Origin of the sequence: Jeotgalibacillus aurantiacus (genome assembly GCF_020595125.1) — a bacterium.
Classification (GTDB): Bacteria; Bacillota; Bacilli; order Bacillales; family Jeotgalibacillaceae; genus Jeotgalibacillus; species Jeotgalibacillus aurantiacus.
In genome coordinates, this window is the sequence record NZ_JACNMS010000002.1 from 814300 (window position 1) to 839528 (window position 25229).

Below are 25229 nucleotides of genomic sequence, written 5' to 3' on the forward strand. Positions count from 1 at the left end.
CTGTCAGCAGAGATCAAGTCCTCACACTCTGCTGACAGACAATTTATGATGCCATGCTTTCTTTCTTTTTACCCTTTTTTCTCATGAAAATAAATAATCCGATAAAGAAAATCCAAACGGCTGCAATGGCTGCAACAAACCAGTAATTGATCCCTGTTTCATCCGCGACAACATATATTTCTGCCACTTCACGGTCCAGCGTAATCCTGAACTGATCATTTTCAGCCCGCACGAGATCTCCACCAAGAAGTCCGCGCAATTCACTTGAATCCTGATAATCAGCTGTTGCAAGATCCACAGATTGCGTTTCACTCGTATTATTGATAGCGATGACCGTCGTCTCATCCTCATACTCTCTCTCATAGACAAGCATACCGTTATCGTTATAAAGCACTTCAAGTGTTCCACGCGTCAGTGATGGAAGCTGCTGTCTCAGTTCTCCAAGATTCCCGATATACTCCTGCAGCTCTTCATCCACATTCAGATCCATCAGTCTGCGGTTATCCGGATCCTCCCCGCCGTCCAGCGCGATTTCAGATCCGTAATAAATAATCGGGATGCCCGGTACTGTATACATAAAGGCCGTTGCCATTTCCCATCTCGTGCCTGGGAACATGTTATTTTCAGAGGCAAGTCTTGTAAAACGTGTCATATCATGATTATCAATAAACGTTCCCATTACATAAGGATCGTTAAAAAACTGCTGATTGTAGTCCCAATAATTGAACAATCTTGACGTATTCTGATCTGTATTCTGGAAGACTGTTCTCATCTGTTCAGCCAAAGGGAAATCAACAAAACCGTCAATCCCGGTGTCAGCGTACTCAGCGATTTTTCTTATGTCTGTATCATAGACTTCCCCTATTAAGTAGAAGTCGTCCTTCACAGATTTTACTTCCTGTGAAAATTCAGTCCAGAATTCAGCCGGAACGTGCTTAACTGTATCAAGTCTGTATCCGTCTATGTTTGTTTCTTCAATCCACCATTTAGCGGCGTCAAATAAGTATTCCCTGACTTCCTGATTTTCAGTATTTAAATCAGGAAGACCGTAAATCCATCCGTTCTCAAGCTGCTCAGGATCATTATTATCTCTGATTGGCTGTTCTGGGTGGTACCAGTCCTCACGCTCAGGATCATTCACCCATTCATGAGTTGGTGCAGTATGATTGACGACAAAATCAAGAATCACTTTAATATCCCGTTCATGCGCCTCATCTACAAGCTGCTTAAACTCTTCAACGGTCCCAAAATGTTCTTCTGTCTCGTAAAAATCCTCGATCCAATAGCCGTGATAACCCATCTCCTGATTTTCGAAAATCGGTGTCAGCCAGATGGCAGTAAAGCCCATGTCCTTAATGTAATCGAGTTCGTTGATAATCCCCTGGAAATCACCGCCATGGTAAGCTCGCGGGTCCTGCGTGTTGACTGTGATATCATTCGACGAATCTCCATTGTTAAAACGATCCACCATCAAAAAATAAATTGTTTCATCCTGCCATTTTCTCTCTTCCTTTTCAACAGCGTCAGCCTGACCTGAAAAAACGCTATTAAAAAGGAGGATAGTGATGAGAAAAAGAGCGCTTCCGACTCTTCTCACCTCTTCCCCTCCTCCTTTATATGGGTATATTCCATTTAACATCGTAAGCTTTCGATCTGCTGTATTCAGAGTGGCAAATCAGACAAACGGTTTAACCTTTTGTTCCACCGGCTGTCAGTCCTGAAATCAGGTAACGCTGGGAGAACAGATAAACGAGTGCGATTGGAACAGCAATCAGAATCGAACCTGCTGCAAATCGCGTAAAGTTATTGTCAAACTGATTGCTGATAAAGTTGAACAGCCCAAGTGCCAGCGTAAAGTTTTCAGGATCCCTGAGAATAATTCGCGGCAGCAGGAAGTCAACGAACGGCGCCATAAAGTTAAACAGCGCTACTACTCCTAAAATCGGTTTCGCAAGCGGCAGCATAATTTTGAAGAATACGCCTAAGTGACCTGCTCCATCAATTCTTGCAGCTTCATCTAGCTCCTTAGGTATTGTATCAAAATAACCTTTTACGAGCCAAGCATTAAACGGTATCTGACCTCCGATATAAATAAGTGTCAGACCCACCAGTGAATCAAGAAGGTTGACCATATTTAATAGAAGGTAGATGGCAACCATCGCCATTAAAGCCGGGAACATTTGCAGTAACAGGAATGCATACAGTCCGTATTTACGCCCTGTGAATTTGTAGCGGGAAAAAGCGTAGGCTACAAATGACGTAATCACAACTGAGAAAAAGGCATTGGCAATCGCAACAATGACGCTGTTTTTATACCATGTCAGGTAATCACTTGATGGATCCGTAAACAGCCATTTATAGTGAACGAGTGACCAGTTTTCAGGAATCAGCTGTGCAGAATAAAGACTTGTACCCGGGTTCAGTGACATACCAACTGTCCAAAGAAGAGGATAGCCGATTACAACAGCCATAAAAGCTAAAAATAGATAAATGAGCGTGACTTCCAGTGTAGACTTAGCTTTTTTGCTCATTAAATATTCCCCTCCTCTTTAAATGAACGTGTTTTTCTGAATTGATAGAACGCAAATCCTGTAACAATCAGTCCGAGAATCAGCGTAATTGCTGCAGCCATACTGTATTGGTTTAATTCAAATGTTAAGTCGTAAACCCATGAAATCAGGATATCGGTACCGCCCGCGTTTTGACCACGCACAGCAGGTCCACCTTCATTAAACAGGTAAATAATATTAAAGTTATTGAAGTTCCCAGCATACTGCATGATCAGTAATGGAGCTGTTGCATACAGTACGTGTGGAAGTGTGATGTTTCTGAATTTCTGGAACCGGCTTGCTCCGTCCACATCCGCTGCTTCGTACCAGTCCTTTGAAATACTCTGAAGAATACCGGTAAACAAAGCAAAGACAAATGGGAATCCAAGCCATGTCTGTATCATAATTAATGCAATGCGTGTCCAGAATGGATCCTGAAGCCACGGGATCGCAAGGTCAAACATTGCGAGAATATCCGTATTTATCGCACCGAAACGATCGTTAAACATCGCTGCAAATACAAGGATCGTTACGAATGCAGGAACTGCCCAAGGAAGAATTAAAATCGTACGGATTGTCCGCTTAAATTTAATACGCGGATCATTTACAAGTAAAGCCAGAAATAAACCTAAAGCGATTTGCAGAGTCGTTGCAACGACTGTCCAGACAATCGTCCAGGTAAATACACTGATAAATGTATCCTGCCAGATATTATTTCCTGCTCCGCCTGTCTCAAAGAACAGACGTGCAAAGTTATCAAAGCCAATCCAGCTTAACAGGCTACGTGGTGGCTGGTTGTATTGTGTGTAATCTGTAAATGCCAGTGCAATTGTAAACATCAGTGGCAAAATAACGATAAAAGCAAGCATCACAAGCCCTGGTGTTACGAAGAAATACGGGAATCCTACATCCCATACATTACGTGCTGCTTCTTTAAATGTTGGTGTTTTTTCCCCGTTACGCAGACGGACTGCATCTCTCTTAGCATCCTTTACATTCGCTACGTAAAGAATAATAAAGAAGGCTATAAGAATCACAGAAATCAAACCATAGATTAATAGAAAAACAGAGTTATCAACACCCTCAAGTGTACCGAGTGTTCTCAGCCCCCAGATACCAGTATTAAGAAATCTCCCAAGCGTCAGGATAAAGGAAACTTCGAGGATAATGAAGAGTATTCCCTTAACGTATCTGCGGTTGTACAACTGGCCTAAGCCGGCAAGAAGAATGGATAAAATGACAGCTAGTCTGGGGTTATGTGAAGTTTTAGCTGTCGAGTTAGCAGTTGACATGTCATCGCCTCCCTAGCGAGCGTTCAGAGAACAATATCTCTATAAAGTGAGTGGATAGAAGGAGGGAATCCTTCTATCCACCATCGTCATGAATGTGAAATTACTGTTGTGCAGCAGCGATATTATCCTGAATCTGCTGTACAGCTTCATCTAATACTTCCTGTACATCATCACCTTGTGCGATGAACAGAAGTGCGTTATTAATTGGCTCCCAAACCTGCTGCATTTCTGGAGCAGATGGCATTGGCGTTCCGAACTGGATCTGCTCAGCAAATGGAGCGATCAGTTCGTTAGAAGTTACAGCTTCACCTTCAAGTGCTGCCTGGTTAGCTGGAAGCTCCCCTGCATTCTCGAAGTAGAAAGTTGAATTTTCTTCGTTTGTAAGCCAGATCGCAAGGTCAGTTGCAGCATCTTTGTTTTCTGAGTACTCAGAAACCATCCATGATTTTACCCCTACAAATGAAGTTGCGTTGTTTCCGTCAACCGTTGGAAGGATTGCTGTTCCAAGGCTGTCACCAAGTGCTTCAGAGTAAGCAGGGATGTTCCATGGTCCAGTGATTGCAACGCCGACTTTACCATCAGAGAATAGACCGTTCATGATGTCAGGGTTGATTTCAACCGGGATATATCCATTTTCGTACCAAGACTGGATAAGCTCTCCTCCAGCTACAGCACCTTCGTTGTTAAGACCGATATCCGTTACATCATAAGATCCACCTTCGTTGTTGAATACATATGCGCCGTTAGCGCCGAAGAATGGATATGAGAAATAGAAGTTTGCAGCTTCCATTAGGAAACCGTAAGTTTCAGATGCCTGGTCTGTCTGCTCTTCAGCAATTGCCATCAGATCATCCATTGTTGCAGGTGCTTCAGGTACAAGGTCTTTGTTGTAGAATGTTGCATACGTTTCAACTACTAGAGGAGCTCCATAAGTTTCTCCATCATAAGTGATTGCTTCGATTGCAGTTTCTGAATAGTCACCTTCTGCTTCACCAAGATCGATTGGTGCAGCAAGTCCTTGAAGAACGATGTTTCCGATTCTGTCATGCGGCTGGAAGAATAGATCCGGACCGTTACCTGCAGGACCGTCAAGGTTAAGCGCTTCCACCTGATCCAGCATGTTCATTGGCGTTGTTTCAATTGCAATTCCTGTTTCTTCTGTGTAACGAGCGAATAATTCATCAAGCGCAGCTTTTTGCTCTTCGCTGTCGTTTACCCATACTTTTAGTGATTCCGGCTGCTCAGAAGTTGCTTCTTCTCCATCTCCGGATGCGTTTGAGTCCCCATCGCCTGAACCTGATGTTTCTTCACGTTCAGGTGCACAAGCTGCCAGTACGCCGATTAAAAGCAGTACCATGGCAAAAATCGAAATATACTTTTTCAACATTGACCCCTCCTAAAGGTTGTTTTTTCTTGAGCTTGTACAAACGTTTGCACACTATCTCTAAAAAAAGAGCGATTAAAAATATAACCGCTTACATTTATATTGTGAAAACGATTGCACAACCTACTTTTATTATAATCAAGTTTTTTCATATTACAATAGATAAAATGCATTTTTTTAATTTTTGTTATTTTCCCATCAAGAGTTGCCAACAGTCATTGACTTTAATTCTTCTTTCGAATAAGGTTGTAAGCAATTATTCTATTAACACCGCAGTCCGTCTTATCTCTATTACATAAATACCGGACTGTAACAATGAAGGAGTTGTGCTTACATGATTAAATCCGGAATCCACCACCGGGCAGACCGGTCACAGGCATATGCCGTTTCATCTGAAGAACTGCATATTAAAATTAAAACAGCCAGAAATGATATTACTTCTGTCTCTCTTGTCCTCGGAGACCCTTACGACTGGACAGATGGTACATGGAACTTCCAGAACGAACCGATGGAATTTGCAGGTTCTGATCAAGTATACGACTACTGGGAAGCGTCTATTAAGCCCGAGTATAGAAGACTTCGCTACGGCTTCAAGCTGACGGATAAAAAAGAAAGCGCCTTCCTGGGGGAAAAAGGATTTCATCCGGAACCACCTGAGGATATTGGTGAGTACTTCTGCTTCCCATACATTAATAAGGCGGACTTGTTTCAGGCACCTGATTGGGTAAAAGATACGGTCTGGTATCAAATTTTCCCGGAACGATTCGGTAACGGTGATCCTTCACTTGACCTTCCCGGTACAATGCCATGGGGAAGTCAGGACCCTGAAAGAGATTCTTTATTCGGGGGAGATCTTCAGGGCGTTATTGACCATCTCGACTACCTGCAGGATTTAGGAATCTCAGGGATTTATTTCACACCTATTTTTAAAGCTACTTCAAATCATAAATATGATACAATTGATTATTTTGAAATTGACGAGCAGTTTGGATCAAAAGAAACGTTTAAACTGCTCATTGAAGAATGTAAAAAACGCGGTATCCGTGTCATGCTTGACGCTGTATTCAATCACAGCGGATTCTTCTTCCCTCCGTTTCAGGACGTGCTGGAAAAAGGTGAACAATCGCGTTATAAGGACTGGTTTCATCTGTGGGAATTCCCGGTTCAGACTGATCCCGTACCGAACTACGACACATTTGCTTTTACCCACATGATGCCAAAACTGAACACCGAGCATCCTGAAGTGAAAAACTATCTGCTCGAGGCGGGCCGCTACTGGGCTCGTGAATTTGATATTGATGGCTGGCGCCTTGATGTAGCCAACGAAGTCGATCAGGCTTTCTGGAGAGAATTCCGTGCAGAAGTTAAGAAAATCAATCCTGATCTCTATATTCTCGGTGAGATCTGGCACGATTCAATCCCATGGTTAAAAGGCGATCAGTTTGATGCGGTGATGAATTATCCGTTTACAACAAACATCCTTCAGCTTTTTGCCAAACAGGAAATCAGCGTGGAAGAGTTTGTTGATAATATGACAAAGGTTCAGCAAATGTATCCTTCACCGGTAAATGAAGTAACCTTTAACTTAATCGGCAGTCATGATACACCAAGGATCTTAACAGAGTGCGGAGAAGATAAAGAAAAACTGAAGCAGATTTTTACCGTCCTCCTCACTTATTACGGCACCCCATGTATTTATTATGGTGATGAAATCGGCTTAACAGGCGGACAGGACCCGGGCTGCCGGAAATGTATGGAGTGGGATGCTGAGAAACAGGACACTGAGCTTTTCGAAACTGTAAAGAAGCTTATCACGCTGCGTAAAGAAGAACCACTGCTTGCCAACCGTGGAGATTTCAGCTTTTTCCCGTCTGATGTGAGCACCAAATCACTCGTTTATAAGCGTTCAGGTGACGGTGAAACCATCATTGTAGCGATCAATACGAGCAGTAAAAAGGACAGCTTTAAGCTCCCTTACACGATCGGAAAACAGCAGGTAACTAACCTGTTGACCGGTGACCCACATAAATGGAAGAAAGGGAAAATAAAATTAAAGGCAAACGATATACTGATTCTTAAAATTCATTCATAAACAGATGCCTTTTAAATTGAGGGTGTGACAACTCCTAAACGGATTTGGTCCACCCTCTTTTTCCTGCGTTACGATTATTGCCAGACAGTTGAGAACAACCGTCAGGAAAGGAGCCTCAAACACCATGAGTAAACAGGCTAAAAAAATGACTCTCTTTGCACTTACCTGGCCTATTTTTATAGAAATTTCCCTGCACATGCTGATGGGAAATGCAGACACGCTCATGCTAAGCCAGTATTCGGATGACAGTGTAGCAGCAGTTGGGGTAGCAAACCAGATACTTTCATTAATCATTGTCATGTTCGGATTTGTTGCTACAGGAACGTCTATACTCGTCGCTCAGTACCTTGGAGCTAAAAAAGACAGAAGCGCTGCAGAAATTGTGGTGATTTCAATCGTGGCGAACCTCATCTTCGGACTTGCGCTGAGTTTGGCCATTGTTATCCTGGATCAGCAATTATTAAGACTGCTCGACATTCCGGCTGAACTGCTTCCAGAGGCGACTGTCTACCTTCAGATTGTCGGTGGATTATCATTTATACAATCGGTCATCATGACAATCGGTGCGATTTTAAGAAGCTACAGTTTTACAAAAGATGCGATGTACGTAACGCTCGGAATGAACATCCTGAATGTTGCAGGTAACTACCTCGTGATTTTCGGTCCTTTCGGCTTTCCAGTACTTGGTGTTGAAGGTGTAGCCTATTCAACCGCGATCAGCCGGGTCATTGGATTATGTGCTGTTTTCTATCTTTTACTGAGAAGAACAAAGTACAGTCTTCCATTCAGACAGTTATTCTCTCTTCCTGCCGGACATTTAAAAAACCTTCTTAAGATCGGAATTCCATCTGCAGGAGAACACTTATCTTACAACGCTTCACAGCTTGTCATCACCGCATTTATTGCAGCGATGGGGACTGAAGCACTGACGACAAAAGTGTATACACAGAACCTGATGATGTTTATTTTCCTTTTTGCCGTAGCCATTGGTCAGGGCAGCCAGATCCTGATCGGACATATGGTTGGGGCAGGTAAATTCGAAGAAGCTTATAAAAGATGTATCAAAAGTCTGAGACTGGCTATATTAATTTCTCTGCTCATGGCCGTGATTTTTGCTATTTTCTCCAGAAATCTTCTTGGGATCTTCACATCAAATGAAGATATTTTAGCGCTCGGATCCATCTTGATCTTCCTGACCATCATTCTTGAACCGGGAAGAAGCTTTAATCTCGTTGTCATCAATGCACTGAGAGCTGCAGGAGACGTAAAATTCCCTGTATATATCGGCATTTTATCCATGTGGGGAATTGCTGTTTTCTTTGCTTATCTGCTTGGTGTTTTTTTCGGGCTCGGTCTCATAGGAATCTGGATCGCCTTTTCTCTTGATGAGTGGATTCGGGGGATCATTATGCTGAAACGATGGAAAAAACGAGGCTGGATGGAAAAAAGTTTTGTTAAACCTGCTTAATATTCTGAAAATAATAATGCGCTTACATGGTTGCAATGGAAGGATTCGTGACACGCGAATCCTTTTTCTTATGTTATAAAACCTAACATGATAATCGTTTTTTTCTAAAAAACACTTGCATTCTGTTAGTTTTCTGAATATTATTATATCTATAAGTTATCAAATGTTAGAAAACCTAACATAAGGAGTGGTCAATGTGAAGAAGATTGAAGCAATCGTTCGACCTGAAGTGTTTCAGGAGCTCCGTGAAAAACTCGTTCATATCGGAATAGGAGGCCTGACCGTATTTGAAGCAGCAGGCTGCGGGAACCAGAAAGGCAAGCGTGGAGCATTCAGAGGAACTTCCTATGAGCTTCCCCTCGTTTCCCGGATAAAGGTTGAAATGGTAACAGAAGAACACCGTGTAGACGAAATTGTTGATGCGATCCTGGAAGCCTGCGGAACCGGCCAGGTGGGAGACGGGAAAATCTTTATCTCTCCTATCGAAGAAGTCATCAGAATTCGCAGTGGCGAAAGAGGAAAGCAGGCTGTTTTATAAACAGACTAATTTTGGAGGTGCTTCACAATGAAGAAGAAAATATTATCTGTAACAGCAATTGGGAGTTTGTTTACAACAAGCGCATTTGCTGCGCCTGTCACAGCTGAAAGTGTCCAGCTGTCATTAGATACGATGTGGGTTATGATTGCAGCAATTTTAGTATTTTTTATGCACGCAGGGTTTGCCATGGTGGAATCAGGTTTCACCCGGGCTAAAAACACACTGAATATCCTCATGAAAAATATTTTGACAATCTCTATTGGTTCCGTCCTTTACTTTTTAGTCGGTTATGGCATTATGTTCGGAAATTCAAACGGATTTTTCGGCACAAGCGGCTTCGCCCTATCTGGTGTTGAAGACGTAGGGTTCTTCTTATTCCAGGCCGTGTTCGCAGCTACCTGTGCAACGATCATTTCCGGTGCCGTTGCTGAGCGCATGAAGCTGAGCAGCTACCTGATCCTTACCGTATTAATGACTGGTGCCATCTATCCTGTAGTCGGTCACTGGGTATGGGGTGGCGGCTGGATCTCCGAGCTTGGATTCGTAGACTTCGCTGGTTCAACGGTGGTTCACTTAACCGGAGCAGTTGGTGCACTGTTTGCCGTCCTGTTTCTCGGTTCACGTATTGGAAAATATGAAGGCAAAAAAGTTAATGCGATTCCGGGACACAGCATTCCATTAGGTGCGCTTGGGGTTTTCATTCTTTGGTTCGGATGGTTTGGATTCAACGGAGGAAGTTCTCTTGCAGCTGACCCGACACTGGTTCCGATTGTCATTTCCACAACTCTTTTATCTGCTTCTGCCGGTGTAATTTCTTCAGCATTGTATTCACGTATCCGCTTTAAAAAGATTGACCCTTCAATCACTTTGAACGGAGCACTTGGAGGCCTTGTAGGGATCACTGCAGGCACGGCGAATGTTTCACTTGTTGGCGCAATCGTGATCGGTCTGATTGCAGGGGTCATCCTTGTAGAAGGAATCCGTTTCATCGACGTTGTTCTGCGTGCTGATGATCCAGTTGGAGCAGTAGCGGTTCACGGAATCTGCGGGATCTGGGGAACACTCGCTGTTGGATTATTCGACACAGCAAACGGACTGTTTTATGGTGGTGGCGCTGGATTGCTTGGTGTTCAGGCAATCGGTGTAGGTGCTGTCATCCTCTGGACCGGTCTTGCAGTAAGTGCTGTCGTATTCGCCATGAAATCACTTGGCGGAATCCGCGTTACCCGTGAAGAAGAGCTTGCAGGTCTTGACTACTCTGAGCACGGTTCAAACGCTTACGAGTTTAAAGAGTCTCTGATGTCATCAAGCTCTCCACAGACTGCTAACGCAACAGGTAACCTTGTTGAGCGTCTCAACCAGCTTGGCACAACCGTTAAACAGCCCGAAACTAGAAAAACAGTATAACTATAAAAGCAGAATGTGCGGGGGCACATTCTGCTTTTTGCTGTTTTGGATTAACATTTCATCAGTTTTATAAACAATGTGAAAGGTATCCAAATGATCCCGGACCGGCTCATTTTAGAAGCCCAAATAAAATACCTCAGCACCTAAGCGCTGAGGTATTTTTACCTGCCTTAATAACCTATGATGATAGCAACCTGTCCTTCTCTCTCGAAGACACATAGTTTTTAACCGTAAACACATTATACTCATTTTTCCGTATTTCATCGAGAATCGCACGATACAATACAGCAGCTCCTTTTACAGGTGGCCTGCTGTAAACCGGATAAAGGTGCATCTTCGCCATCGCAGCATCATAATGCTGCTCAGCAAGCCCCGCAAGCTCCTCCCATACAGCATTAAACTGTTCACCGCCGATACGCTCATATAACCGTTCCTCTGAATATTGATGACGGTTCATGACGTCCTTCGGCAGATATACACGATTTCGCTCCAGATCTTCTCCAACATCTCTTAAAATGTTGGTAATTTGCATCGCATATCCAAGCTGGACTGCACTTTCCCTTAACTCTTTTTCGTTGTCAGGGGCAAGCACAGGCAGGAGCATCAGCCCTACCGTACTGGCTACGTGATACGAATAATCCAGTACATCATCAATGGTTCTGTAATCCCTGTGAGCAAGGTCCATCTTCTGCCCCTTCACCATATCCTGAAAAGCCTGGACATTCATATCATATTTTGAAAATACATCAGCGAGGGCGACCCACCTGGCATTTGAAGAATCAACGTGTCCATTCAGGAAATTGGCGAACTCCTGTTCAAAGATCCTTAACTCTTCTTCCGGGAATTCACTTTCATCCACGATGTCATCAACCGTTCGGCAAAAGCCGTAAATGGCCCACACGGCTCTCCTCTGATCGCCGGGAAGCAGAGAAAATGCACGATGAAATGTTTTGGAATGCTCTTTTATAATGTTCTCACATTCTTTATAAGCTTTCGTCAGTTCCATGCTTGATCTCATCCTTTCCGTGAACCATTTTTTCGATCCCATCCGCTAATAACTTCGCTCCCTGCATCACAATCGGCACACCGCCGCCCGGATGCACAGACGCTCCGACAGCAAACACATTTTTTAATTCCGGATACGGCTGAAACTGAGGCCTGAATGGACCCGACTGAAACAGTGTAGGAGCAATACCAAAGCTTCCTCCTGCATACAACCCTTCCATCTTTGCCTCTTCCGGTGTCCTGATATCCAGCCAATTCAGCCGTTCTTTTAAATCTGTAAACCCCTGCTTCTCCATTCGGGACAACACCTGCTCGGCAAGTCTGTCCTTTTCCTTCTTCCAGTCAATTGTATCTCCTGACGGAACAGGGATGAGTACATAGAGAACGCTCTCGCCTTCAGGTGCCAGAGTGGCATCAACAATTGAAGGGTTGAAGACATAATAAGACGGATCTTCCGGAATCCTCTGTTCCTTAAAAATCTGGTTCATATTACGTTCAAAGTTCTCACCCATATAAAACTGGTGTATCTTCTTTTCGACATAACTCCCCTTAATTCCTGCATATAAAAGCATACAACCTGAAGATGGCTGATACTGACGCCCCTGCTGTCTGACCAGCTTTTCTGCAATTGGAAAATCACCATTTAATACAACGGCATCTGTTTGTTCAAGAGTACCGTTATATTTAATGTAGGAAGCCTTTCCAGCCTCAATAACAACCTCTTCGACATTTGCTTTTTTGACGATGCGAACACCCTGCTTATCCATTGCACGTTCAAGAACGTCAATAAGACTCGCATAACCGCCTTTTACATAATAAATCCCGTGCTCATGTTCACTGTAGGATACGAGCGAATAAATACCCGGTGTTGCAAATGGATTGCCTCCTATATATAACGTCTGGAGTGCATAAGCCGTTTTCAGACGGTCGTCAGTAAAATACGTCTGAAGCTGTTTTGATACTGAGCGGAATGCTTTCAGTTTTCTCAGTGAGTTAAGCGTGGCTGGCTGAATGGTCTGCCATCGCGTTAAAAAGGACTGCTCCAGAAAACGCGGCTTACCCTCGTTAAATCTGTAAGTCATATCCGCCATAAACTGTTTAAAACCAGTTTCCTCTCCCGGAAATACCCTGCTGATTTCCGCCATCTGTTTGTCTTTATCACGATATTTCGTGTAGGTCGTTCCGTCAGCGAAATGAATATCGTAAAGCGGATCGCATTCAATCAGTTCGTAGTCATTTTCATGAACGCCCGCTTCCTTTAAAATAGCTTTCAGCATATCAGGAAGCAGAACAATCGTTGGCCCCTTATCGATTTTAGCGTCACCATGATGGTGAAAAGCCAATCGCCCACCTAATGCAGCTTCCTTTTCAAAAAGCGTCACGTTAAACCCTTTAACAGACAAAAGTAACGCAGACATCATGCCGCCTATTCCGCCGCCTATAATTGATATGTTTTTCATACAGCACCATCCGCCACAGGTGCATGCTGTTTTCTTTCCTGTGTAAGTAAGTTTGTCGTAATTCTTGCTGACTCCAGTATGGTTGGCAGTCCGCTTCCCGGATGGGTTCCTCCACCGACAAGCCACGTGTTTCCAAGTTCCTCGAATTTGTTGTGCGGCCGTAGCGTCATCATCTGGCTTAGCTGATGGCCGAGGCTGAATGTTGCCCCTTTATACACATTAAAGTCCATTTCCCAATTGATTGGACTGATGATTCTTTCTGTTTCAATATGATCACGTAACCCTTTAAACCCTGTTTTCTTCTCAACTGAATCAAGCACAAGATCACGGAACGTATCCTGATGCTGTTCCCAATCAAGCTTACTCATGTTATTCGGTACCGGTGCGAGAATATAAATAGCTGATTTCCCTTCCGGAGCGAGTGTAGGGTCCGTTACTGAGGCGTTTTGAATATAGATGGAAGGATCATCGGACATAACATAGTCCTGCATAATCTCATCCACATTCTTTTTATAATCCTCAGCAAAAGAAATCGTATGGTGAGGTAAATCATATGTTTTATCAACACCCAGGTAAATCATAAAAGTAGAGCAGGAGTATTTTTTGGCCTCGAGCTTTTTAGGGCTGAATTTTTTTAACTTACCTTCGTCAACGAGGTTCGTCATCACGTGCGCAAAATCCCCATTAATGACCACATCATCCGCTTCCACTTCTTTCCCGGACTCAAGAATAAGACCTGTTACATTGTTCTGATTATCAAAAAGCAGTTTTTTCACACCACTGTTCAAGTGAATGCGCGCACCATGTTCTTCAGCCACCTTCGCCATCGCCTTTGACAGCTGATTCACACCGCCAATCGGGTGGAAAATGCCGTATTCATGCTCCATAAAGGACAGGATGGAAAATGCACCAGGGCATTCCCATGGTGACATGCCAAGATATTTAGCCTGAAAAGTAAAGCCGAGCTTCAGCTGTTCATGCTGAAAATATTTACTTAATACATCATACAGGCTTTTACCGAGAGACAGCTCCGGCAACGCCTTCAGCACCTTTAGCGTCAGGTAATCGGAATAACGGTCCATTTTGCTTTGAAGAATCGGGCGGAGCGCATCCATTTTCTTACGGGTATCATTCATAAATGCATCATAACCCTTTTCATCCCCGGGAAAGAAATGACGGATCTGTTCCTTCATTTTCTCGGGATCACGATACATTTTCACCTGTTTATCAGGAAATACGAGCTCGTACATCATGTCCAGCTCCTGAAGATCCACATAATCGTGCAGATCCCTCCCAGCCTCCTGAAATAGCTCTTCAGCGATCTCCGGCATGCTTAAAAATGTCGGACCTACATCAAATGTATAACCGTTTTGTGTAAAAGAACTGTTTCGCCCTCCTACAAACGGGTGTTTTTCATAAACATCTACTTCATATCCCTTTGAAGCAAGCAGCATGGCTGCCGCGAGACCCCCCGGTCCTGCTCCGATCACAGCGATTGAGCGGCTCATATTTTTGCCTCCATTTCTAACGAACATTTTGTGTACATAAATTATACATATGTTATACAGATAGTTGATGTTATTAGTATACACACGTGTCGGGTTGAAAACAATTCTGAATGCAGGCCTTCTAAAAGTTAACAAGTATACAGAAAAAAGCCGCTAAATAAGCGGCTTTTACATTAAAAAGTTGAATCCTAATGGCAGGCTGAATCCAAAGTAAAGCGTCACTAAAAGCGCAACGGCAAATAGAATCCACATTACTTTTGTCGGCTTTTGCTTTTTCGTTCGTACAAGGATCATTTCCATAAACCCAATTACAAGAATCCCCATCAGGAATTTGACGCCGTAAAGAGCAGCATCGAACTGTGAGTTCAGGAAGAATAACCATGCGCCTGTGAAAACGATCAGAATATAAAGAAGGCGGAGAATCATATGTACAATCTTAGCGCCTTTTGCATTGGCTCCTTTATAAAGTGCTAATGCAACGAAAAATAGAATAATACCTAATACCCACGTTGTGATGTGTAAGTGTGTGTTGTCAAGCATCCCAAAACCTCCTGATACATAATAGTGAACTATCTCTATGCTACCATATTCCCTTTTTGTTTTGCTCAAAAACATTGACAGGATTTTGTCTAATGTTTTTGAGGGGATTATTGTAAACCGGGTCTCAGACACCCTACGCTTTCATTTGTCCAGCTCCAGCGACTAGCCCCTCGAGGTCATAAGTCAAAGCTGAACGAGGGCGAAGATCAGCCCTCTTTTCATCTTCGCCTTATGCTTGTCGGGGCTGAACGAGTCGCCTCCGCTTTTCTAAGGCCGGGCGGTGAGCCAGCTAATGCTGCGCATTACGCTGTCTCACCTGTCGCTTCTCTGCCGCAGGAGTCTTCGGATGTCTCAGCCCCTCAATAAAGTTTTAGAATGTAATTAACAATTACCGTTGTCTTATGGATTCCAGACAGTGTTGTTAAATAAAGCCACAGAGTGGTTAAATAATCGAAAAGAGTGGTTAAATACTGCGAAAGAGTGGTTAAATAACCACAAAAAGTGGTCAAATAAATGCGTGCGTACCCTCTCAGGTATACTTATCATTACCAAAAAAACAGACACCCCATCACGGAGTGTCTGTTTTTTACTCATTATTCACCAATTTCATTTGTCAGTGTCCCGATACCCTGGACAGACACTTTGACAACATCGCCCTGTTTAAGGAATTTAGGCGGGTTGAAGCCTTTTCCTACTCCTGCAGGTGTTCCTGTTGCGATGACGTCTCCTGGCTCAAGTGTCATCCCTCTTGAAAGAGTAGAGATGATGTTTTCGACTGAGAAGATCATGTCTGATGTGTTGCCGTCCTGGCGGATTTCGTCGTTTACTTTTGTGACGATGCTCAGTTTGTTTGGATTTGGAATTTCATCCTTTGATACAAGGAATGGTCCCATCGGGCATGTTTCATCCAGGCTTTTGCCGAGGAAGAATTGTTTATGTTTTTTCTGAAGGTCGCGGGCTGTTACGTCGTTTACGATGGTGTAACCAAATACGTAATCAATGGCCTGCTTTTCAGGAATGTTTTTCCCTCTTTTACCGATGACGATGGCCAGTTCACCTTCGTAATCCAGCTCATTCGTCAATTCCTCGTAGGAAGGAATCAGGCTGCTGTCGCCTGTGATGGATGTTGATGCTTTTGTGAAGACCACAAGATCCTCCGGCAGATCGCTTTCCAATCCCATTTCAAGCACATGGTCACGGTAGTTTTTGCCGATACACATCACGTTTTTCGGGGTGCGCGGTACTGGCGCTTCCCATACGAGGTCATCAAATTTCACTTTATAGCGGGAAACATGATCGCTTTCTTCTGCTGCACGGATGCATTTTCTCACTGTTTCCTGCAGTTCCATTCCGCTTTGAATACCTTCTAAAAGAGTTGCAGGCACCTGTTCGTTTGGCAGCAGTTCTTTATGAATGCGGACAATATTCCAGGCAGCTTCCTCTCGCTTTACTTTTACTCCGTAGAGCAGTTTGTCTTCAAAACGGAAAGATAAAAATTTCATTTGGTGTACACTCCTTAAAAGTCTGAATTGTTCTTCTATTATACATGCTTTCTATTATACTGGCAGAACTATTTTGAGATTTTTTGAGTTTTCGGATATGTTAATTTCCTCCAGAGACTTTCCATTGGTCCCTGTTTAAATTTAGAGAGCCAGATTTCAGACAGAATGACCTGCATAATAAAGATCCCAAGGGCCATTAATGTCCCTGTCAAAAGCGTCACTTCGCCGTATAAACCGAGTCCATAATTGTAAAAAATCAAGGTTCCGAGCACAGACTGCAACAGGTAGTTCGTCAATGACATTCTGCCGGTTTTAGCAAGCGGGCTCAGAAGCTTCGCCACCAGACTGCTTGTCACAGCCAGTGCAATAATCGCCATATAAGCAAGAGAAAGCAGCGGTCCTCCTACAAAGTCCTGCATAAAGTCATAGGCGAGATTTGTCTCTGCCCAGTAAGGAATTGTTTTAACTGCAAGACCTGCTGCCAAAAAGACAACCGCAAGAACCGCAATCCATTTTTTATTCTCTGAAACTCTCCGAAGCAGTCCCGTTTTGGCAATACCCGCACCAATCATCATAAGCGGCAGGATCGCAATGACGATGGAAACAAATCCAGTCGTATTGTTGGCAACCAGCCAGTCATCCATTCTCTGATTGAAAATCTCACCAAAGGTTCCTGCACCGTAACTGTTGATAGAAGATTCAATCCCCTGAACCGAGCTGAAGTTCGTCACCGTTGTAGGATCAACGGCCGAAGCGAAAATCAGAATAACTGCCAGCAGTGTCTGCGGCAGAAAATAAATGATAAAACCTAAAATCAGCAGCATTTTACCGCTTAAAGTCAGCATCCAGATTAAAAAGAATCCCGTCACTGCATAAGTAATCAGAATATCTCCCGACCATACAAGAAAGGCGTGGATGATTCCGATGACCAGTAATACAGCGAGTCTTTTTATGGCAAAGCCGGTAAAACTCTGCCCCTTCTCTTTCATCCGGTAGTACTGAATGGCAAGACCCGCTCCGAACATCATCGCGAAAATCGGATAAAAGCTCGCCTGGACAAACACATTGATAAACCAGTAAGTCTGTGCATTTACCGAATCTCCCCACCATGAGTATGGATCATAATAATAAATCGGTGAGTGAAATGAAATCATGTTAACGATAAAAATCCCGAGCAGTGAAAATCCTCTCATGACGTCAAGCGCCTGAATTCTGCCCTGCTGTTCCAGTGGCTGAATGCTCACTTTCATCCCTCCGCTTTCTCTATTTCAGCTTTGCCTGATGCCCTGTCCCTACGCATGACAAGACTTAACTCGGCGCCGCTCAACCTGACATTATTCCTCCATTTTAATAACCATTTCAGAATGGAAGAAATATAAATACGACTCATTAATGTTCCTGTTCAGGCTTTTTTCGAGAGCCTTTTTATATAAGTCAACCTGAACCCGGTATCGCGCTGCAAGTTTTTCCTCTTCTAAAGGATTGCTGCGGTCTGTAAAATCCGTTTTGTAATCCAGTAATACCAAGCCCTGTTCATCCTCAAACAGACAGTCGGCAATCCCTTGAATAATAATGTGGTCATTCACTTTACCTTTAAGCCCTGCTTCTTCAGGAGAGGCAGCGATCGTAAATGGAACCTCCCTGCTGACACTTTTAGCAGATAACAGCCGCTTGCCAAGAGGACTGTCAAAAAAGCCGAGCAGCTGGTTGATTCTGACTGACTTTGCCTGTTCCTCTGTCAAAATCTCTTTTAACACGAGTTCGCTTAATAGTGTTTGCACAGACTCCCGATCAGGCTTTTGCGTTAAAGGTATTTGCTGCATAACTGCGTGCATGACCGTTCCTCTTTCTGCAGCAGTCATTTTTTCTTCCTGCATAAATGCCGGTCTGTCATACAGTTTTTTTCGATCTTTTTTCACGACCTGATCCACACTGTATTCGTCACGGACTTCATTTTGCCTTTTAATATCAGACACAGACTGTTTTGACCGGGTGACAGACGCATTCTCATACGCATAGTGCCAGGTCAGTCGGTTAAGTACCTCTTCTTTATAAGAGCTATCCACATGAAGCGGCTCATGTTTTTGCACATGCTCAAGGTCGGCAGAAGCCTGCTCATCTTTTTTCTCATTTTGCTGAAGTTCTTCCTTTAAGATCCGGTTTACTTTCCATTTCGATGAATCCGGCAGAACGCGATCCGACTGGACTTCATGAAAATCCTGATGGCGGACGAGTGCAGCCCCGACCCAGTCAAGGTAAGAGCGCGCTCCTTTTCTCGTATAATCCGGCAGCAGCCAGTCCGCATGATTTCCTGAAGCGGACCACTTTTCAAATGCTTTTTCCGCATCGGCTACCGTACCGATCAGGATGAGCTCTTCTTTTGCCCGCGTCATCGCCACATATAGAATTCGCATTTCCTCTGCCAGGTTCTCCAGACGCTTCTTCTCCTTAAACGCCATTTGAGGAAGTGTATCATAGCTTAATCTGGCCGTTGTATTTACATAAGGCATGGCAAGTCCAAATTCCTTATCGAGGAAAAACCTGCCCCTAAGATCCATTTCATTAAACTGCCTTGCCATTCCGGAAATAAAGACAACCGGAAACTCAAGCCCTTTGCTGGAATGAATGGTCATCAGTCTGACCACATCTTCCTGCTCGCTGATCGCACGTGCTGTTCCAAGGTCATTTCCCCGATCACGCATTCTTTCAATAAAGCGCAGAAAACGGAACAGCCCCCTGAAGGAAGTCGACTCATATTGACGGGCACGGTCATAAAGCGCACGCAGATTCGCCTGGCGCTGCTTTCCACCAGGCAGACCTCCGACAAAATCGTAAAATTGTGTATCGCGGAACAATTGCCAGACGAGCGCTGATACGGATCCCATCCGCGCTATTGACCGCCACTTTTTCAAATTCTCCAAAAATCTGCCCAGCTTATCGTGAAGCCCTTCATCCTTCGCTCTCCCACCCTGGTGATAAAACGCCTGCAGTGCATCCCAGAACGTTCCTGATGAGGCAAAGGTGCGTATCGTTGCAAGCTGCTCCTCTGTACATCGCATCACCGGTGACCGGAGAACGGACGCAAGGGGAATGTCCTGCATCGGGTTATCAATCACCTTCAGTAAAGACATCATAATCGCTACTTCTGTTGCGTCAAAATACCCCGTTGATAAATTGGCATACAAAGGGATACCGGCCTGTCTGAATTCATCCATAATGTCCGGTGTCCATGTCATCGATCTCGTCAAAATCACAATATCCCTGTACGCAAGGGGACGGTACCTTTTTTGTTTTACATCATATACCTGTCTGTTTTCATCAATCATCTGACGGATTTCACGGATCATGTATCTCGCTTCAAGTACGGACCGCTCAAGCTCTCGCTCATCCATCACCTCTTCGGCCGTTTCCTCAGGCACATCCGGGTCTGCCTGATCAATCAGCGCAAGCTTTACCGGTGTCGTTTGTTCCTTCGGATAAGGAGCACCATTGACAAGCTCTGCATCCTGATCGTAATCGATTTCCCCGACCATTTCACCCATGATCTGACGGAAAATAAAGTTGACCCCGTCAAGCACTTCAGGACGGCTTCTGAAGTTCATGGAAAGGTCAATTTTCAGTCCGCTGTCAGGCTGCTGAAAGCTTCTGTATTTCCCTAAAAACAAGTTCGGCTCTGCCAGGCGGAAACGGTAAATGGACTGCTTCACATCACCAACCATAAACAGATTCCCGTTCTTTTCAGTTCCTGTTTTGACAAGCTGGAGAATCGTTTCCTGCACCATATTTGTATCCTGATACTCATCCACCAGCACTTCTTTAAATTGATTGCGGTAATGGATCGCTGCCTGGGACGGATCATTTGTTCCGGGCTCCCTTAAGATATCAAGACAAAAATGCTCCAGGTCATTAAAGTCCACAAGTCCACGCTCTTCTTTCGCTTCACGAAATCCGTGTTCAAATTCCTTCACGAGCTCAATCAGCGTTGAAAGCTGCCCGGTCATTTTATTCATGTCCTGCAGCAGCCGGTCTGGCGCTCTTGAAAAAAAGCTATCTTTGAGTGCATCGATCATTTTTTTCGCCTGATCGCGCCATTTTTTTGCCTGCTCCACAAGATCTTCGTTATAGTCGTCTCCTTTACACGGCTTCAGCCTTGTAAAAGAAATCGCTTGTAAAGCTGTTTCTGTTTCTGCCCATCCTGATGCGCTTTTCAGCATCATCAGCTGTCTGAGATCATCGTCATAGTTCACCGCTCTTGGTGCCGGTCCGCCAGGCTCACGGGAAGATTGCAATGCCATTTCAATCAGCTGAATCGCCCCTTCTATTTCAAGCTGGACATGAAACAAAATATACCCGGCAAGCGGATGATCATCGATGTCCATTCCGTCAGTCTGGTGTAGTTCAATAATCCGGTCCAGCCACTCATCCGGATTGGCGTGAGATCTCGAGAAGGTGTGGAGCCTTCTGATCAGCTGGTGAAGTGCATCGTCACTGCGATCATTTGTGACCGCTTCGACAAGTTCATAAAAAGAATCATTTTCAGGTATTCCGTACTCTCTTTCAAGAAGCTCTTCGATCACTTCATCTTTTAACAGCTCAGCTTCTGTATCATCCGCGATTCGAAATCCGGGATCGATATCAATCAGATAATAATATTTACGGATCACATCAAGACAAAATGAGTGCAGCGTTGAGATGGAGGCTTTATTTAACAGACTCATCTGGCGTCTGAGACGTCGTGATTCAGGATTTTCAGCAAGCGCCTTTTCGAGCGCTTCCCCGACTCTATGCTTCATTTCAGCTGCTGAGGCATTGGTAAAGGTTACGACAAGCAGCTGATCAATATCTGCCGGGTCATCCGGGTTCAGCACTTTTTGAATGAGCCGCTCAACCAGGACAGCTGTTTTTCCTGATCCTGCTGCCGCTGCAACGAGAATATCCCGGTCTTTTTCCCATATTGCCTTCCACTGATCATCGGTCCACGTGGCTTCAGCGGGTTTCACTGGAATCATGTGTATCCTCCTTCATGGCACTGAATAAATCTTCTGCTTTTTTCGGCTTAAGCGACCGGTACCGGTTTTCCTCAAGTCCAGTATCAAACTGGCATACAGAACGATAGGAACAAAACTGGCACGGCGTCCGCTTTTTATATTCATAAGGATCAATCGACACATCCCCGTTTACAATCCTGTTCCCGGAATGTTTGAACATGTTGCGAGTATGTTTTCTCATAAATTCAAACTGTGAGCGGCTTGCTGTTTTTGAATCTGAACGAAGCTTTCCGTCCTTTTTAAAGCCCGCAGAGATAATGGAAGAGTTCCCCTGTTCAAGTGTCAGGTCCATTAATTGAACGACTTCTTCATCACCGAGTATCAGGCCTTTCATTTTATATTTTTTCAACATCTCCTGTTGAAGTTCCTCATCGCTTAACGGCTTCTTCGTTTTAATCAGCGGATTATGAAGATGGAAATATAAAACCCCGGCTGGCTCCGCCTTCTGCTTAACAAGCCGGTCGGCATTTTCAAGGGCGACATCGAGATACGTCATCATCTGAAGTGACAAACCATAATAAATCTCAGTGAAATCAAGGTCCTTGACGCTTGATTTATAATCAATCACTCTCAGGTAAACGCGATCCCCTGCCCTTGCCTGATCGACGCGGTCAATCCGTCCCTGCAGCGCCATTTCACTGCCGCCATCCAGTTGAACGTGAAGTGGCGGAAGCTCCTGACGCGGACCAAATCCAAGCTCTACTCTCAACGGTTCAAAATCGCCAGCCCGCGCATGCTCACTTAGAATATAAGATGCCTGACTGATCACTCCCTGAAGCTTTCTTGCAATATAACGATGCTTATTGGAGCTGTTTAAAATGTCATGCTGAAGCTGAGGGCCAATATGTGTGACTGCAGCCTGTGCAAGCTCTGCACATTCGTTACGGCTGAGTGATTTCCAGCTGACTCCTTTTTTCAAAAGCTCTTCAGAAATCCATTTTAATGCCGCGTGGAACAGCTCTCCGATATTAGGCGCTTCAAGCCTGTAGATACTCCGCTCCTGAAGCTTCAGACCGTGACTTGAAAAATGGGAAAAGGCACAGCTGTTGAGCCGCTCCATTCTCGACACACTTGCAAGAATCGATGATCCGTAAAGTTCCTTTGCCGCTTCCATTGACAGTGGATTCGCGCGATTTTCATAAAATAATCCTGACAAAATGGTTCTGCTTTTCTCTTTCCATCCGTGATCACGCACATAGAAATTGTACGTTTCACGCCAGCTGTCGTGGATCGGATAATCCTTTCTCAGCTGCTGAAGCTGAGATGTCAAAAAGGAAGCGGTCGGAACAGGATGACAAATATAGTCAATCTGCTCCGCTGTGGTGATTTCAACCGGATCATTAACGGCAAGCTTCTGTTTATGATCGGGCAGTATATCCGTTACTTTTTTGATATACGGCGATACAATCAATGACTTTCCTTCCTCATCGGCAATCGGGTAGCTCATGATCAGCTTTTCAGATGGTGAAGTAAATGCTCTGTAGGCAAGAAAATCCTCACCGGAAAGACGCTCTCTCACACCGGGAGCAAGCTTCATTCCTGCCCTTTCCAAAAATACACGATCGTCCTCAGCCAGGATTCCGTCATCCTGAATACGGGCAGGCAGTACGCCATCATTAACACCCATCACAAATGACGCTTTGACTGCAGGCAGCCTCGAGAGTTCCATATCTGCCACAATTACCTGATCAATGGCTGGCGGCACGAGCGAAAACTCAAGCGCTTCAATTCCTGCATCAAGCACACTGCTGAACTCATTCACTGTCATCTTTTCGTCACCGGAGATTTCCACAAACTGATTCAACAGGTCCATGACAGCATCCCACGCCTGATCATGCTCTCTTGCAGATGCAACATCACCCTCGCCTTCTGCCTTGACTGACATGGCTTCGAGCTTCTCCGGCACCTGGAGATGTTCCAGGTATAAAAACAGCGATTCGCAAAAACCTCGAATGGTTTTTGCCTGAGACAGCTGACTGATCAGCTGTTTAAGCGGCTCAGTGACGAGCTCTCTCATGTCATTCAGCTCGTCCTGAATCATTCTCTCATCATCCGTCTGTGGCAGGTGCACAAAATCGAGTCCCTTAAACCGTTTATAATAAAATCCTTTTTCATTCAGCCAGCGGTCTCCCTGAATCCCCTGCGCAAGAACGAAATTCTCCAGGCGGTCCATTTTCCCGCGGAGTATTTCTGCATCCGCTTCAGGCGGGAAGAACATCTCCGTCTTGATTGCTCTGAAAACCGCTTCATATCGCCAATGTTTTGTGACGATTTCAAGCGTTGAGCGGATAAATTCAATCAGCGGATGATTCAGCATCGTCCGTTTTTTATCTATGAAATACGGAATTTCATAATCATTAAATACAGGTTCGATGACCTCATGATAGGCTTCTCCATTACGAAGCAGAACGGCTATATCCTTATAACGGTATTGTTCATCTCTTGCAAGTCTGCGGATCTCACGCGCAACCGCTTCAGCCTCTGCCCGGCGGTTGGCCGATTCAATTACCAGCAGATCTGCCTGTTCTTCAAATGACTTCAGCGGCTGATCAAAAAACCGCTCCAGAAATTCAAGACCGCTGCCCCGATACTTTTCGTTTTCGGTAAAGCGCTCCATTTTAAATGAGGATCCCATTTCCTCTGCAATGTTTTTTAATGTATAAAACGTTTCTGTTGTTTGTCTGAACAGTGCAGGATCTTTAAAATCGGCATCGACAGTGAGTGCCGCTGTCACCTGTTCCGACTGTTTGATCAATTTTTCAATAACCAGATACTCCTGAGGTGTAAAGCTGTGAAATCCATCTATGTATATCGTTGAACGTCTGATCAGATCCGACTGTTCTATTTTTTGAGCCAGAAGCTGTAAATAGTCCTCGGAATCTATATATTTATCTTTTAAGTGGCGATCGTAACCCTCGTAAATACGTTCAATATCCTTCAGCTTATCCACCAGTGATTTCGGGGCAGATTCAGCAGAAAGTTCAGCTGTTTTTTCAAGCAGTTCAGAAGGACGCACGCAATACCGTCTCAATTCCGTCAGCATTTTTTCAACATGCCCGGTAAATCCGTGTTTACGTGCGGCTTTATTAAACATCACGAGATGATCTTTTTCTTCTGAGATTAATTTTCTCACGAGCATATTCGTCCCGGTACGGTTAATATGCTGCCGCGCCGCTCCTCCCGTCTCCTGCAGCACCCGCCACGCCAGCCGGGTAAAGCTCATCACCTGAACCCTTACCATACCGCCCGTCTCGAGTGCAAGCCGGTATTCAGACTGAAACGTCATTTGCTCAGGTACAATCAGGAAAATCGGTTGTCCGGACGGATCTGCTTTTACAGCAGATGTAATATCCCGAATAATCGAATCCGTTTTTCCCGTTCCCGAACGTCCCATTCTTATCTCCATTTCCATGACAAAGCCCCCCTTTATTTTGTC

16 protein-coding genes are annotated in these 25229 nt (G+C 44.4%); 4 read left to right on the forward strand and 12 right to left on the reverse strand.

Features of this window, described 5'->3' with window-relative positions; translation table 11 throughout:
* Positions 1-43: 43 nt before the first annotated feature.
* From H7968_RS08810 to H7968_RS08825, 4 genes are all read right to left on the reverse strand, one after another.
* Positions 44-1597 (reverse strand): alpha-amylase family glycosyl hydrolase, encoded by a 1554-nt coding sequence (locus tag H7968_RS08810; RefSeq protein ID WP_227395780.1) that lies wholly within the window; start codon positions 1595-1597, stop codon positions 44-46.
* Positions 1598-1688: 91 nt separating this feature from the next.
* Positions 1689-2531 carry a sugar ABC transporter permease gene (locus tag H7968_RS08815; RefSeq protein WP_227395781.1) on the reverse strand — a complete coding sequence of 281 codons (843 nt, stop codon included), beginning with the start codon at positions 2529-2531 and terminating at the stop codon, positions 1689-1691.
* Entirely contained in the window at positions 2531-3841 is a 1311-nt protein-coding gene (locus tag H7968_RS08820; RefSeq protein ID WP_227395782.1) for a carbohydrate ABC transporter permease, read from the reverse strand. Before H7968_RS08820 ends, H7968_RS08815 begins: the two co-directional genes overlap by 1 nt.
* Before the next feature lie 100 nt (positions 3842-3941).
* Positions 3942-5225: a sugar ABC transporter substrate-binding protein gene (locus tag H7968_RS08825; protein ID WP_227395783.1), complete on the reverse strand. Its 1284-nt coding sequence runs from the start codon at positions 5223-5225 to the stop codon at positions 3942-3944.
* 334 nt (positions 5226-5559) lie between these two features.
* Between H7968_RS08825 and H7968_RS08830 the strand changes: the two genes are divergently transcribed.
* The 4 genes from H7968_RS08830 to H7968_RS08845 all read left to right on the forward strand — a co-directional run bounded on the left by H7968_RS08830 (position 5560) and on the right by H7968_RS08845 (position 10730).
* Entirely contained in the window at positions 5560-7317 is a 1758-nt protein-coding gene (locus H7968_RS08830) for a glycoside hydrolase family 13 protein (protein WP_227395784.1), read from the forward strand.
* A 124-nt stretch (positions 7318-7441) separates the two neighbouring features.
* Complete coding sequence (locus H7968_RS08835) at positions 7442-8785, forward strand: MATE family efflux transporter (RefSeq protein ID WP_227395785.1); 1344 nt, start codon at positions 7442-7444, stop codon at positions 8783-8785.
* 196 nt (positions 8786-8981) lie between these two features.
* Positions 8982-9323 carry a P-II family nitrogen regulator gene (locus H7968_RS08840; protein WP_227395786.1) on the forward strand — a complete coding sequence of 114 codons (342 nt, stop codon included), beginning with the start codon at positions 8982-8984 and terminating at the stop codon, positions 9321-9323.
* A 27-nt stretch (positions 9324-9350) separates the two neighbouring features.
* The gene (locus H7968_RS08845; RefSeq protein ID WP_227395787.1) at positions 9351-10730 is read left to right on the forward strand and encodes an ammonium transporter; all 1380 of its coding nucleotides are present in this window, start codon (positions 9351-9353) and stop codon (positions 10728-10730) included.
* Positions 10731-10908: 178 nt separating this feature from the next.
* Here H7968_RS08845 and H7968_RS08850 read toward each other — a convergent pair whose 3' ends face one another.
* From H7968_RS08850 to addB, 8 genes are all read right to left on the reverse strand, one after another.
* The gene (locus H7968_RS08850) at positions 10909-11736 is read right to left on the reverse strand and encodes a phytoene/squalene synthase family protein (RefSeq protein ID WP_227395788.1); all 828 of its coding nucleotides are present in this window, start codon (positions 11734-11736) and stop codon (positions 10909-10911) included.
* Positions 11714-13195 (reverse strand): phytoene desaturase family protein, encoded by a 1482-nt coding sequence (locus tag H7968_RS08855; RefSeq protein ID WP_227395789.1) that lies wholly within the window; start codon positions 13193-13195, stop codon positions 11714-11716. The genes H7968_RS08850 and H7968_RS08855 overlap by 23 nt, the downstream gene beginning before the upstream one ends.
* The gene (locus tag H7968_RS08860) at positions 13192-14703 is read right to left on the reverse strand and encodes a phytoene desaturase family protein (protein ID WP_227395790.1); all 1512 of its coding nucleotides are present in this window, start codon (positions 14701-14703) and stop codon (positions 13192-13194) included. Before H7968_RS08860 ends, H7968_RS08855 begins: the two co-directional genes overlap by 4 nt.
* 168 nt (positions 14704-14871) lie before the next feature.
* Complete coding sequence (locus tag H7968_RS08865) at positions 14872-15243, reverse strand: YisL family protein (protein WP_134375272.1); 372 nt, start codon at positions 15241-15243, stop codon at positions 14872-14874.
* A gap of 593 nt (positions 15244-15836) precedes the next feature.
* Positions 15837-16745 (reverse strand): fumarylacetoacetate hydrolase family protein, encoded by a 909-nt coding sequence (locus H7968_RS08870; RefSeq protein WP_227395791.1) that lies wholly within the window; start codon positions 16743-16745, stop codon positions 15837-15839.
* Positions 16746-16813: 68 nt separating this feature from the next.
* Complete coding sequence (locus H7968_RS08875) at positions 16814-17989, reverse strand: DUF418 domain-containing protein (protein ID WP_406566393.1); 1176 nt, start codon at positions 17987-17989, stop codon at positions 16814-16816.
* Positions 17990-18079: 90 nt separating this feature from the next.
* Positions 18080-21754 (reverse strand): helicase-exonuclease AddAB subunit AddA, encoded by a 3675-nt coding sequence (gene addA / locus H7968_RS08880; RefSeq protein WP_227395793.1) that lies wholly within the window; start codon positions 21752-21754, stop codon positions 18080-18082.
* Positions 21732-25205: a helicase-exonuclease AddAB subunit AddB gene (gene addB, locus H7968_RS08885; protein ID WP_227395794.1), complete on the reverse strand. Its 3474-nt coding sequence runs from the start codon at positions 25203-25205 to the stop codon at positions 21732-21734. Before addB ends, addA begins: the two co-directional genes overlap by 23 nt.
* Positions 25206-25229: the final 24 nt, after the last annotated feature.

Excerpts from the sequence above, each read along its gene's own strand:
- H7968_RS08820 (WP_227395782.1), bottom strand. The coding sequence starts at position 3,841 with ATGTCAACTGCTAACTCGACAGCTAAAACTTCACATAACCCCAGACTA.
- H7968_RS08860 (WP_227395790.1), bottom strand. The coding sequence starts at position 14,703 with ATGAGCCGCTCAATCGCTGTGATCGGAGCAGGACCGGGGGGTCTCGCG.
- H7968_RS08865 (WP_134375272.1), bottom strand. The coding sequence starts at position 15,243 with ATGCTTGACAACACACACTTACACATCACAACGTGGGTATTAGGTATT.
- H7968_RS08870 (WP_227395791.1), bottom strand. The coding sequence starts at position 16,745 with ATGAAATTTTTATCTTTCCGTTTTGAAGACAAACTGCTCTACGGAGTA.
- H7968_RS08845 (WP_227395787.1), top strand. The coding sequence starts at position 9,351 with ATGAAGAAGAAAATATTATCTGTAACAGCAATTGGGAGTTTGTTTACA.
- H7968_RS08815 (WP_227395781.1), bottom strand. The coding sequence starts at position 2,531 with ATGAGCAAAAAAGCTAAGTCTACACTGGAAGTCACGCTCATTTATCTA.
- H7968_RS08830 (WP_227395784.1), top strand. The coding sequence starts at position 5,560 with ATGATTAAATCCGGAATCCACCACCGGGCAGACCGGTCACAGGCATAT.
- addA (WP_227395793.1), bottom strand. The coding sequence starts at position 21,754 with ATGATTCCAGTGAAACCCGCTGAAGCCACGTGGACCGATGATCAGTGG.
- addB (WP_227395794.1), bottom strand. The coding sequence starts at position 25,205 with ATGGAAATGGAGATAAGAATGGGACGTTCGGGAACGGGAAAAACGGAT.
- H7968_RS08835 (WP_227395785.1), top strand. The coding sequence starts at position 7,442 with ATGAGTAAACAGGCTAAAAAAATGACTCTCTTTGCACTTACCTGGCCT.
- H7968_RS08855 (WP_227395789.1), bottom strand. The coding sequence starts at position 13,195 with ATGAAAAACATATCAATTATAGGCGGCGGAATAGGCGGCATGATGTCT.
- H7968_RS08850 (WP_227395788.1), bottom strand. The coding sequence starts at position 11,736 with ATGGAACTGACGAAAGCTTATAAAGAATGTGAGAACATTATAAAAGAG.